12 protein-coding genes are annotated in these 11445 nt (G+C 69.7%); 6 read left to right on the top strand and 6 right to left on the bottom strand.

Annotated features, from left to right (window positions below; all coding sequences use genetic code 11):
• Positions 1-131: 131 nt before the first annotated feature.
• Both NS2_RS33420 and NS2_RS33415 read right to left on the bottom strand, forming a co-directional pair.
• Positions 132-1376, bottom strand: a complete 1245-nt coding sequence (locus NS2_RS33420; RefSeq protein ID WP_033091283.1) for a L,D-transpeptidase — start codon at positions 1374-1376, stop codon at positions 132-134.
• A 64-nt stretch (positions 1377-1440) separates the two neighbouring features.
• Entirely contained in the window at positions 1441-2532 is a 1092-nt protein-coding gene (locus tag NS2_RS33415; protein WP_045440065.1) for a UDP-N-acetylmuramate dehydrogenase, read from the bottom strand.
• A gap of 44 nt (positions 2533-2576) precedes the next feature.
• On the opposite strand from NS2_RS33415, the gene NS2_RS33410 reads away from it, so the two are divergent.
• Genes NS2_RS33410 through NS2_RS33400 form a run of 3 tightly spaced genes read left to right on the top strand, consistent with a single transcriptional unit; the run spans position 2577 to position 4379 of the window.
• On the top strand, positions 2577-3062 hold the full coding sequence (locus tag NS2_RS33410) for a DUF2505 domain-containing protein (protein WP_033091284.1): 486 nt from the start codon (positions 2577-2579) through the stop codon (positions 3060-3062).
• Between the two features lie 31 nt (positions 3063-3093).
• Entirely contained in the window at positions 3094-3609 is a 516-nt protein-coding gene (locus tag NS2_RS33405) for a DUF2505 domain-containing protein (protein WP_033091285.1), read from the top strand.
• The gene (locus NS2_RS33400) at positions 3606-4379 is read left to right on the top strand and encodes a class I SAM-dependent methyltransferase (protein ID WP_147207412.1); all 774 of its coding nucleotides are present in this window, start codon (positions 3606-3608) and stop codon (positions 4377-4379) included. Before NS2_RS33405 ends, NS2_RS33400 begins: the two co-directional genes overlap by 4 nt.
• Before the next feature lie 109 nt (positions 4380-4488).
• Here the strand turns inward: NS2_RS33400 and NS2_RS36495 are convergent, their stop codons facing one another.
• Positions 4489-5979, bottom strand: coding sequence for a hypothetical protein (locus NS2_RS36495; RefSeq protein ID WP_071343336.1), 1491 nt, complete (start codon positions 5977-5979; stop codon positions 4489-4491).
• A 74-nt stretch (positions 5980-6053) separates the two neighbouring features.
• Positions 6054-6659, bottom strand: coding sequence for a type IV toxin-antitoxin system AbiEi family antitoxin domain-containing protein (locus NS2_RS33390; protein ID WP_036551205.1), 606 nt, complete (start codon positions 6657-6659; stop codon positions 6054-6056).
• Positions 6660-6769: 110 nt separating this feature from the next.
• Here NS2_RS33390 and NS2_RS38285 point away from each other — a divergent pair, with 110 nt between their 5' ends.
• Complete coding sequence (locus tag NS2_RS38285) at positions 6770-7975, top strand: LmeA family phospholipid-binding protein (RefSeq protein WP_308640206.1); 1206 nt, start codon at positions 6770-6772, stop codon at positions 7973-7975.
• Here NS2_RS38285 and deoC read toward each other — a convergent pair.
• Positions 7972-8631 (bottom strand): deoxyribose-phosphate aldolase, encoded by a 660-nt coding sequence (gene deoC, locus NS2_RS33380; protein WP_370737331.1) that lies wholly within the window; start codon positions 8629-8631, stop codon positions 7972-7974. The genes NS2_RS38285 and deoC overlap by 4 nt on opposite strands.
• 72 nt (positions 8632-8703) lie before the next feature.
• Between deoC and NS2_RS33375 the strand changes: the two genes are divergently transcribed.
• Both NS2_RS33375 and purU read left to right on the top strand, forming a co-directional pair.
• Positions 8704-9252 carry a GNAT family N-acetyltransferase gene (locus NS2_RS33375; protein ID WP_033091293.1) on the top strand — a complete coding sequence of 183 codons (549 nt, stop codon included), beginning with the start codon at positions 8704-8706 and terminating at the stop codon, positions 9250-9252.
• Between the two features lie 157 nt (positions 9253-9409).
• The gene (purU, locus tag NS2_RS33370) at positions 9410-10291 is read left to right on the top strand and encodes a formyltetrahydrofolate deformylase (protein WP_033091290.1); all 882 of its coding nucleotides are present in this window, start codon (positions 9410-9412) and stop codon (positions 10289-10291) included.
• A 63-nt stretch (positions 10292-10354) separates the two neighbouring features.
• Here the strand turns inward: purU and NS2_RS33365 are convergent, their stop codons facing one another.
• Positions 10355-11356 carry an alpha/beta fold hydrolase gene (locus NS2_RS33365; protein WP_033091294.1) on the bottom strand — a complete coding sequence of 334 codons (1002 nt, stop codon included), beginning with the start codon at positions 11354-11356 and terminating at the stop codon, positions 10355-10357.
• Positions 11357-11445: the final 89 nt, after the last annotated feature.

The raw sequence follows: 11445 nt of genomic DNA, 5'->3' as shown, positions 1-11445 counted from the left end.
CGACACTAGGGTGTAATCGATTGAATCCGGCCCGCTCACACCGTTGTTCGCTGTACCCGAGTGACTGTAATGACATGAGCCCGCGCGCGGCCAATGATTTTCCGGGCGCGGGTTCGGGTGTCGGGAGCGGGTCAGCGGCCGCCGACCGGCTGGGGTGGGACCGGGGTGGCCGAGATCTGGTTCTTGGGTTCGCCCTGGAGGGCGGAGAGGGACTTCCAGGTTTCCCAGTCGATGGTCCAGTCGTAGATGTCGCCGTCGGCGGCGGAGAGCTGGATGCGGGTGCCGGTGATCTCGACGGGGTCGCCGTAGAGGGCGGTCGGGAAGTAGGCCTGGGCGTCGGCGGTGCTGAGGTTGATGCAGCCGTTGGTGACGTTCGAATTGCCCTGGGCGCCCGCGGATTCGGGGTTGGCGTGGATGAATTCGCCATTGTTGGAGATGCGCACGGCCCAGCGCTCGCGGACATTGGTGTAGAACGGCGGGTTCGACATCAGGAAGTCCTCGTACTTCTCCGACACCACGTGGATGCCCGAGCGGGTGACATTGCGGTCCTGGTTGCCTTCGCCGTAGCTGCACGGGAAGTCGAAGACGGTCTGCCCGTCGCGGATCACCTGGACCCGGTGGGTGGGCGCGTTACCGCGCACGATCTGTGAGCGGCCGATCTTGAAATCGGAGGTGAGATCGGAGTCGCCGTACAGACCCGAGCCCATGTCCAGGCCGTACAGCTTGGCGGTGACGTGCACCGTGGTGCCGGGCTGCCAGTACTCGCGCGGTCTCCAGTGCACCCGCGACCCGCCGTTGTCGTCCTGCAGCCAGGCCCAGGAACCCTCGGTGGCCGGGGTCGCGGTGACGGTGAGCGCCTTCTCGACGGCCGCCTTGTTCGCGACATGGCCCTTGAACTGCAACATGATCGGCGCGGCGATGCCGACCTCCTGGCCGTCACCGATATTGACGGTGGCGGGGGCGGTGTTCTTGGGACTGATGGTGGTGAACTTGCCGTCGATGGCGACCGGCTTGTTGTCGGTGCCGGTGGCGGTGCCCGCCCAGGTGTAGGTGGCCCCGTAGCCGAGCGCCTCGTTCACCGTGAACTTGCTGCGAGCGGCATCGAAGGTGCCGGTTACCTGCTTGCCGTTGGCATTGGTCAGGGTCAGCTGGTCGATGCGGCCATTGCTGACCGTGGCGGTCACCGCCGCGGTCGGGCTGACGTTCTCGCTGCCGTTGCCGGGCTCCAGTTTGACGGTCGCGACCGGTTCGGCGGGCTTCGCGGAACCGCCGCCGCCACCATTGTTCGACGACGAACACGCCGCCGCGATCACCGCCGTCGACGCCACCAGTGCCGCCCGAATGGCAACACGGCGGGACAGTCCTCGATTGCTCACTTGCTCGACCCTACCCCCGCAAACCGTGTATCCCGGACGCTGTAATGGTGGCCGAAGCCACTCGCTACAGGCTCACACCCACGGTCACGGGTTCCGGTTCCAGCCGAATGCCGAAGCGCTCAGCAACACCGTCGCGAACCGTGCGGGCGAGGGTGACCAGATCGGTCGCGGTGGCCGCGCCCCGATTGGTCAGCGCCAGCGTGTGTTTGGTCGACAAACGTGCCGGAGACCCGTCGCCCGGAAAGCCCTTGGCGAAACCGGCGCGTTCGATGAGCCAGCCCGCGGAGAACTTTACCCCGCCCGCCGCGGGAAACGTGGGCACGGCCACGTCCGCGCCCACACGTGAGGAGATCGCCGCCCGCACCGCCGCCACCTGCGCGTCCGGAATGACCGGATTGGTGAAAAACGAGCCGGCACTCCAGGTGTCGTGATCGTCCGGATCGAGGACCATGCCCTTACCCGCCCGCAAACGCAGCACGGCCGCCCGTACCAGCGCGGCCGGACGCGACTCCCCCTCGGCCGCACCCAGCGCATTGGCCAGCTCCCGATAGCCGAGCGGGGCACTGGAACCATCCGCGCGCAGCGCGAATTCGACCGCCAGCACCACCGCGGCGGCACTGTGCTTGAGAACCGAAGTGCGGTAACCGAATCCGAGCTCGCCCGGCTCGACCCAGCGAATCTCGCCGGTGGCCCGGTCCAGCAAACGCACCCGGCGCAGCAAACTCGCCACCTCGACCCCGTACGCGCCGACGTTCTGGACCGGTGTGGCGCCCGCGGAACCCGGAATGCCGGACAGGCATTCGAGGCCGCCGAAACCCGCCTCGACACTCGCGGCCACCACCGCGTCCCAGTTCGCGCCCGCCTCGGCGATCACCGAGTCGGCGGTGAACTCCACGGCCCGGGTCGCGATCCGTACCACCACGCCGTCGAAGCCGTCATCGCCGATGAGCAGGTTGGAGCCACCGGCGATGAGCAGCACCGGAATTCCGGCCGCGTCCAGTTCGCGCACGGTCGCCACCAGCGCGTCCGTGCTCGCGCACTCGGCGACCGTGGCCGGGCCGCCGACCCGCAGGGTCGTCAGCTCCGCCAGCCGGACGTCGGCACGCAGCCGCGCCCCGGTCTCCGCCAGCCGGTCCCGCAGGTCGTCGAACGACACCACCCGAGAAGTACGCACAGGCACAGACGGTAGCCTGTCCGACCATGGCGACACCTCTGGCCTTCACTGCGCACTCGACACACCCCATGGCCGCCGTGCGCGCGGCGTTCGCCGACGAGCAGTACTGGAAGGACCGCATCGAGTCGGTCGGCGGGCCCAATGCCCGCATCGAGAACCTCGTCATCGACGGCGAGATCGTGCGCGTCGACATGGTGCAGACCATCCCGGCCGAGGAGCTGCCCGCGCAGATCACCGCGATCAAGCCGAACGGCCTGGTCATTCCGCGCACCGAGATCTGGCACGGCAGCGGCGGCACCGTCGAGGCGCGCGTGGACGGCGCGCCCGCGAACGTGAACGGCACGCTGACCGTCACCGACGACGGGTCCGGCTCGACCTTCGTGGTGGACGCGTCCATCGACGTGAAGATCCCGTTGTTCGGCAAGAAGATCGAGGCCGCCATCCAGGAGCACCTCTCCGCGCTGCTGGAGCGCGAGGCCGAGTTCACCGACAATTGGCTGAGTTCGCACTGACCGGGGTCGCCCGGCAGTAACCTGAGCGATCGTGGCACGCCGACTCGACTACTCCGCGCGGTATCCGTTGCACACCACCCATGAGGTGTACGCGGCGATGATGAACCGTGAGCACTGGGATGCCCGCATCGAGGAACTGCGCAAGCATTCCCCGAACGACATCGTGAGCCTCACCTCCGACGACGACGGCATCACCGTCGAACTGCGACACGTACTGCCCCGCGACACGCTGCCCGATATGGCGCAGATGGTCGTGCACAAGGACATGGTGATCACCCGCCGGGAGACCTACGGCCCCTTCGGAACCGAGGTCACCGGTGAATACACCGCCGAAATCCCCAGTGCCCCCGGCACTCTCGGCGGCACCATGCGCCTGTTCCCCACCGACACCGGCTGTACCCTGCGCACCTCCTCGCACGCGCAGGTGAACCTGCCGTTCTTCGGACGCCGTCTGGAGCAGCTCATGCTGGTGAATCTGGTGGACCTGTTCCGCGCCGAGGCCGAGGTGACGAAGAACTGGCTGGATCAGCACTACCCCGTCGGGTGAACAAACCGATCGGGACGATTACCCGCGGCACCACCGGCATCAACAGACTGCGCCGCAGCGACCGGTGGCTCATGCACGACCCCTTGGTCGCCCAGCGTTTGCTGGACGCCGCCGACCCGCTCATCGTCGATCTCGGCTACGGCGCGAGTCCGGTCACCACGCTGGAAATGGCGGCCCGGCTGCGCACGGTCCGCCCCGACCTGCGCGTGGTCGGCCTGGAGATCGATCCGGAGCGCGTCGTCCCGGCCCGGGACGGCGTCAGCTTCGCCCGCGGCGGCTTCGAACTCGCCGGACTGCGCCCCACCCTGGTCCGCGCCTTCAACGTGCTGCGCCAATACCCGGAATCCGCCGTCCCCGAAGCCTGGTCGACCATCCAGTCCGGCCTGGCCCCCGACGGGCTCCTCCTCGACGGCACCTGCGACGAACTCGGCCGCCGCTGCGCCTGGATCCTGCTCGACCGCACCTCCCCCCTCTCCCTCACCCTGGCCTGGGACCCCTTCACCGTCGAAACCCCGTCCGACATAGCCGAACGCCTCCCCAAGGCCCTCATCCACCGCAATAGCCCCGGCGAACCCATCCACACCCTGCTCACCGCGGCCGACCGCGCCTGGGCCGTCGCCGCGCCCCTCGCCCCCTACGGCCCGCGAGTCCGCTGGCGGCACGCGGCGGATCTGCTACGCATGCAGGGATTTCCACTCCGCCCTTATCGTCGCCGCCTGCGCGACAACGTGCTGACCGTCCCCTGGTCGGCGGTCGCGCCCCTCCCCTGAGCAGGTCTCCCGAGTCACGCTGTCCCCCTACGGTCCCCGCACCCCGGCCCCTGCGCGGGGCTCAACCGGCCGACCGCAGGCTGCAATGATTCGCGCGGAACCGCGCGGATCATTGGAGCTTGTGGAGCAGCTCCTGCACGGTGCCGGAGACGGCGGCGGGGGCGAGCAGGGAACGCGGGGCGAAGGGCTGACGCCACAGGCCGCCGTGGGCCGCGCCGGTGGCGAAGAGGGCCTCCGGGTTCGACATCGGCGATTCGTCCTCGGCGTGTAGATCGGCGACCAGCTTGGCGGCGAGCAGGGTGCGGGCGGTGGCCGGGTCGAAGACCTCGATGCCGAAACGGGACGATGCGCGGTATGCGGCGGAGCGCCAGCCGGTTTCGCGGGTGATGCTGCGAGTCCAGGCGGGCGGTGCGACGGTGAAGGAGACGGTGTGACCCGCGTTCCGGGCCAGCACGGCGCGCCAGCGGGGCAGGCGCTGGGCCAGGGCGTAGTCCGGGCCGGACAGGGCGGGGAGGTTGTCGAACAGGCCCCACGCGCCGCCGTCGGCGTCGAAGATCGGGCGGGTGTAGTTGAGGCGGTACAGGGAGTGCGGTGCGACCTTGTGCAGCAGATCCTGGGCGCTCCCGCGGAAACCGCGCAGCGTCAATTGATCTCGGGCCGCGGCCACCACGGAGGCTGGAACCGCGTAGGTGTCGGTCGGGGAGCCGAGCAGGGCGAGAGCGGCGTCGGGATGGCGGCGCAGCAGGGTTTCGGCGAGGACGTCGGAGGCGGCGGCCAGGCGCATGCCGGCGGCGCCGGGGAGTCCGGCGTACAGGCCGAGCACCGGTCGGACGTCGCTGTTGGCGGTGATCCAATGGGCAAGGGCCGGAAAGCTTCTGGAGATGTCGACGCCGGGTTCGCCGTCCGCGAGGGGGAAACGCAGCACGCCCGCACCGGATTTCGCGACCGCGCGCAGCTTCTCCCAGCGCGCCCGGCCCGGCCGATCCACCGCGAGCACATCCGCGCCCCAGGCCAGCAGCGGCCGCAGCGGTCCGAGTTCCGCGCCCGCGCCGGTCACTGTCACCCGGAAATCGGTCAGCGCCAACCATTCCGGATGCTCGATGACCCGCTCGATCGCGGCCACGAAGTCGGCCTCCAGAATCCCGCGGGTCTGCCATTCGGCCAGCCGCAGGCGCAGGGATTCCTCGGACAGCAGCAGACCGTGCCACGGCACCTCGAGCCGTTTCACCGCCGCGGCCTCGCCCACCACTTCGGCCGTTTCCAGTACCGCGGCATCGGCCTCCGCGTCCACGTCGACGGTCTCCAGTGCGGCGACCGTGTGCCCGACGGTGAACCGCAGCATGTGCCGCACCGAATCCAGGCCCGCCCCGGCCATGCCGAGCGAGACCTCCCGCGAGCCGATGGCCAGCGCCGTCATCCCGCGGAAGACCCGGTGGTAGCCGCGCCGCCAGTCGCGGCAGGTCTCCACCGATTGCGCCAGGTCGGCGTCGTAGGAGCGGACGGCGTCGGCGACCACGGCCGCGGAGAACATGTCCGCGATCAGTTCGGGCGGCCCCGGCGGAAACACCAGATCCCACACGCCAGCACCGACCTTCGCCATGAACAGTCACACTGCCACGAATCCGGCCCCCGCAAAACTCGAACCCCGCGCGGTGCAAGCCGTCAGCGCGGGCCTTACCGGGTGTGGGTCAGGGCCCGATGCAGCCGGGACGCCGTGGCCGGATCCAGTGCGGCACTGGCGGAACGGATTTCGGCCCGCGCGCACCGGTGGATGGCGACCGCGTCGGCCACCACCTCGTCCAGCGCGGCCTGCCCGATACCCGCCTCGGCCAGGTCGAGCACGGTCCGCAGCGGCGTGGTCACCAGGAACGCGCCCGCGCTCTCCACGTCCTTGCGGGCGAAGCCGCGCCGCAGCACCACCAGCCGCGGCGAGAGCGGGAACCGCCCGACCCGCGCCGACAGGTGCACGAACCGCGGGCGCAGGCGGCCCAGCCCGTGCAGTTCGGCGGCGCTGTGATGGGAGACCGCGGCCGCGCCGTCGAACCAGGCCGACCACATGGCGTATTCGTCGAGCGGGCCGTCCGGCCAGTCGGCCAGCCGCAGCAGCCCCACCCCCGAGCGCAGAACGCTGCCCTCGCGCAACCCGTCCCGGATCCGGACCTCGCAGCCGGTGCGCAGCACCTGACGGGTGGTGAAGTACCCGGCGTGGCGCGCGGCCAGTTCCCGCAACGCCAGCCATCCGTGTTCCGGTTCGGGCTCCGGTGCCGCGTTCCCAGCCATGACATTCAGAATAAGCCGGACCTTGTGTGTTATGTCACAATCCGCCCCTCTGAGCCGACACCTCACGGGAAGCTCAGAGCTCGCACAGAAAGCTCGGGAAGAATCGCCCCATGAGTTCGAACCCCACCTCGGACGACGCGACCACCCGTGACGCCACCCCCGCGCAGTCGGCCGATTCCGCCGCGCAGCCGGTGGACCTCGGCGAACCGGACAGCACGCCCACCGAAAGCCTAGGCGCGCAGCAGGACTCGCATGCCGGGGTGGCGGAGGGCCGCACCGAGGTGCTCGATGCACAAACCGAGGTGCTCGACGGACACACCGAGGTGCTCAACGGGTCCGAGTCGACCGGGACCGCGGCCACCGAATGGTGGACCGATCCGGCCGCCCGGATCGACGAACAGCACACCGCGGTGCTCGGCGAACACCCGACCCAGGCCCTGCATCCCGGCGAGGCCGCCTATGCGGCCGCGGGCGCGCCGACGAGTGGCGGTTACCCGCTCACCGATCAGCCCGGCTACCAGACCGGCGGCCACCAGCTGCCGCCCGGCACCCCACCACCCCCGATGCATGTCGGTGGCGGACAGGGCGGCTCACCCGGCAAACCCCGAAACAGCAGGAAGACCTTGCTGGTCGTCGGCCTGGTGGTGGCACTGCTGGTGGCGGGCGGCCTGGCCGGCGGCGAGGCCTACGCCCGGCACAAGGTGGAGTCCTGCATCAGCTCTCAGGTCCAGGCCCAGATGGGCTCCAAGATCGACGTGTCCTTCGGCTGGAAACCGCTGCTGCTCACCATGTTCGACAACAAGGTCTCCTCGGTGACGGTGGACAGCGACGACACCAAGTTCGGCCCCGCGCAGGGCATGGTCGTGCACGCCACCTTCAATGACGTCGAGGTCAAGGACAGCGGCAAGCAGGGCGGCACCATCGGCAGCTCCACCGCCGAGGTCACCTGGAGCAACGAGGGCATCACCAAGACCCTGGGCGGCCTGGTCTCCGGCACCACCTCCGACCCGAACTCGGGCACGCTCAGCTTCGCGGTGCTGGGCGGTCTGGCCCAGCTGCAGGTGAAGCCGAAGATCGTCGGCGACAAGATCGAGGTCGACACCCTGCAGGCCACCCTGCTCGGCTTCGGCCTGCCCACCGATCTGGTCTCGGGCATCGTGGAGGTCATGTCGGAGAGCCTGCAGAGCTACCCGATGGGCCTGCAGCCCACCAAGGTCGAGGTCACCAAGGACGGTCTGCACGTGTCCCTGCGGGGTGGCCGCACCGAACTGCAGGCGAGCACCGATCAGAACCAGCAGCAGCCGATCAACTGCTAGCCCGGAAACCCTTCCAGCACTTCGCGAGACCGTGACAGTCCCAGCCGCGTAGCGCCGGCGGCGATCATCTCCGCCGCCTGCGCCGCGGTGCGGATGCCGCCGCTGGCCTTCACCCCCAGCCGCCCGCCGACGGTATCGGCCATCAGCCGCACCGCGTGCGCGCTCGCCCCGCCCGCCGGATGGAAACCGGTGGAGGTCTTCACGAAATCCGCACCGGCCTTCTCGGCGGCCCGGCAGCATTCGACGATCGCCTCATCGCTCAGCGCCGCCGATTCGAGGATGACCTTGAGCAGCGCCCGGTCCCCGACGGCCTCCCGCACCGCGATGATGTCCGCCAGCACCGCGTTGTAGTCCCCGGCCCGCGCCGCGCCCACATCGATGACCATGTCCACCTCGGCCGCACCCTGATCCACCGCCAGCCGGGCCTCGGCCCCCTTCACCAGCGAATGATGTTTGCCGGACGGGAAACCCGCGACGGTGGCCACCACCACCCCGGGCGCGCGCACCGGCAGCATGGACGGCGACACGCAGATCGCGAATACGCCCAGTTCGCGCGCCTCCTCGATGAGCGCCGCCACATCGGCGGGGGTGGCCTCGGGGGCCAGCAGGGTGTGATCGATCATCGCCGCCACGTCACGGCGGGAAATCTGTGCCATGAGCACCGAGTTTGGCATATGCCCGGCGAATTTCGTTGCGGGCCGCCGCCGCCGTCACGCATGCTTGTAGGCGTGCTGATCCGTCGTGAACGTACCGGCGACGCCGCCGCGATCGACGCGGTGCACCGCAGCGCCTTCCAAGGCGCCGCGGCTGCCGAAGGCGATATCCCCTCCCCCGAGCCGGTCGGCGACCCCGTCGAAGTCGGTCTCGTGCATCGTTTGCGCGATGACGGCTCGGCCTGGATCCCCACCCTGTCCCTGGTGGCGGAATTCCAGGATCAGATCGTCGGGCACGTCTGCCTCACCCGCGCCGGGGTCGGCCCGTTCCCGGTGCTGGCCCTCGGCCCGCTCGGCGTCCGCGCCGACCAGCAGGGCAAGCGCATCGGCTCCGCCCTCATGCACGCCGCCCTCGGCGCGGCCGACGCCCTCGACGAACCGCTCGTCGGCCTGCTCGGCAGTCTCGAGTTCTACCCTCGCTTCGGCTTCGTCCCGGGCGCTCGCCTGGGCATCCTCCCCGACGTCGCGGACTGGACCTCCCACTTCCAGGTCCGCCCGCTGACCGCCTACGAACTCGAGATCAAGGGCGACTTCCACTACGCCGACGCCTTCTATGCCTTATGACCTCACGTATGCCACGCGACAACTGATTTCGCGCCGATGGGGGTAACTCGTCGGGCACGTCCAAAATTGGTTCGACACCCGACCGCCGGCACGCATGCATGATCGGCAACGGCACCCGGCCGGGCGCTGAAGTTCCGGGGAGGCGGATACTGTCCGGATGAGTTCTACCCCGGACGACCGTCGCTTCGTGCTCACCCTGGGCTGCCCGGACCGTCCCGGCATCATCGCCCGCATCACCTCGTTCATCGCCGATTTCGGCGGCTCGATCGTGGAGGCGGGTTACCACTCGGATCTGGACACCGGGTGGTTCTTCACCCGGCAGGCCATCAAGGCCGCGACCGTGCCCTTCGAGCTGACCGAGCTGCGCGACCGGTTCGCCGCCGTCGCCGCCGAACTCGGCCCGGAGACCGACTGGCAGCTGCACGACACCGGGGAACGCCGCCGCGCGGTGCTGCTGGTCTCCAAGGACGGCCACTGCCTGCACGATCTGCTCGGCCGGGCCACCAGCGGTGAGCTGCCGGCCACCATCGAGGCGGTCATCGGCAATCACCCGGACCTGGCCGGGATGACCGAGGCGCACGGCATCAAGTTCCACTACGTGCCCTTCCCCAAGGACCCGGCCGAGCGCGGACCGGCCTTCGAGCAGGTCCGCGAACTGGTCGACGTCCACGACCCGCACGCGGTGGTGCTGGCCCGCTTCATGCAGGTGCTGCCCGCGCAGCTGTGCGAGCACTGGGTGGGCAAGGCCATCAATATCCACCACAGCTTCCTGCCGTCCTTCGTCGGCGCGCGCCCCTACCACCAGGCGTTCGCGCGCGGCGTCAAGCTGATCGGCGCGACCTGCCACTACGTCACCGCCGAGCTGGACGCGGGCCCGATCATCGAGCAGGACGTCACCCGCATCGACCACTCCGACACCGTGCACGACATGGTCCGGCAGGGGCGCGATATCGAGCGCGTGGTGCTGGCCCGCGGGCTGCGCTGGCATCTCGAGGGCCGGGTGCTGGTGCACGGCCGCCGCACCGTGGTTTTCGAGTAGGCACGCCGAAAAACCGACGCCCGCCCGCGCTTTCGCGTGGACGGGCGTCGCTGTTCTCGCGGATCAGCCCGCGACGGCCACCGGATTGCGGCGCGCCGCCCGGATGACCCGGTGCAGTTCGATATTGAAGGCGTGCCGGGCCTCGATGTTCACCAGGTGACCGGTCGGCAGCACGGTGTAGCGGTCCAGATATCCCGCGTCGGCCAGGGTGTCGGCGATCTCGCGCGAGTGCACCTCGGGCAGCAGCTTGTCGTGCGAGCCCGCGATGACGGTGGTCGGCACGGTCAGATTGGCGGCCGCACCGTGCAGGTCGAGCTTCACCAGGCCCCGGGCCACGGCCGCGCGCACCGACGGACGGCAGGAGCGGACGATGGAGACGCCGAAGTCGACCTCGTCGCGGGTGGCGCCCGGATTGGTCAGCCGGTGCTTGGCGATCAGGTTGACGGCTGCGCCGCCGGGCAGCGGAACCGGGGTGCCGAAGAGCGCCACGGCCAGCCAGTCCGGGCCCGGGATCACGTCATTGAGGAGCGGAATCACGGTGGCGCGGTTGGGGATCTGGCGGGCGGCGGTGGTGGCCAGCAGCACCGCGGAGGCCCGGCGCTGGACCTGCTCGGGGTACTTGGCCGCCCACGCCTGAATGGTCATGCCGCCCATGCTGTGTCCGACCAGCACCGCCCGCTGGCCCGGGTGCAGCACCGCGTCGAGCAGGTCGGAGAAGTCGTCGGCGAGCTGGTCCGGGCTGAAAGGCCGCGTGCCGCTGTCGCTTTCGCCGTGTCCGCGCTGATCGAAGGCGACCACCCGGTGCTCACCGGCGAAGGCGTTGATCTGGGGGTTCCAGTATTCGATGGCGCAGGACCAGCCGTGGGCCAGCACGATGACCTCGCCGTCGGCGGGACCGTAGGCGTGCACGCGCAGCTTGGCGCCGTCACGGGTGGTTACGGGGATGACATCGGCGGGACGCGGGGTGTTGAAGGCAGCCGTCCGGTAGCGACGGGACCGCAGTCCGGGGCGAAATGGGGCGGTCAGCGCATCGACGACGCCCGCCTCAGGCAGTTTCACCAACATGAGCACTCCTTTGTGTTCCAGACCACAGTAGCGCGCTAGCCAGGGTGCTTGCTAGTGCAAGCGGGATATATCTTCTGCTTCATTTCATC

The sequence above is a fragment of the Nocardia seriolae NBRC 15557 genome, from assembly GCF_007990715.1.
Taxonomy (GTDB): Bacteria; Actinomycetota; Actinomycetes; order Mycobacteriales; family Mycobacteriaceae; genus Nocardia; species Nocardia seriolae.
This window is presented reverse-complemented; position numbering and strand designations above follow the sequence as displayed.

Bases quoted from the DNA above. Each gene is read 5' to 3' on its own strand.
- NS2_RS38285 (WP_308640206.1), top strand. From the start codon at position 6,770: ATGAGTTCGAACCCCACCTCGGACGACGCGACCACCCGTGACGCCACC.
- deoC (WP_370737331.1), bottom strand. From the start codon at position 8,631: ATGGCACAGATTTCCCGCCGTGACGTGGCGGCGATGATCGATCACACC.
- NS2_RS33390 (WP_036551205.1), bottom strand. From the start codon at position 6,659: ATGGCTGGGAACGCGGCACCGGAGCCCGAACCGGAACACGGATGGCTG.
- NS2_RS33410 (WP_033091284.1), top strand. From the start codon at position 2,577: ATGGCGACACCTCTGGCCTTCACTGCGCACTCGACACACCCCATGGCC.
- purU (WP_033091290.1), top strand. From the start codon at position 9,410: ATGAGTTCTACCCCGGACGACCGTCGCTTCGTGCTCACCCTGGGCTGC.
- NS2_RS36495 (WP_071343336.1), bottom strand. From the start codon at position 5,979: ATGGCGAAGGTCGGTGCTGGCGTGTGGGATCTGGTGTTTCCGCCGGGG.
- NS2_RS33365 (WP_033091294.1), bottom strand. From the start codon at position 11,356: ATGTTGGTGAAACTGCCTGAGGCGGGCGTCGTCGATGCGCTGACCGCC.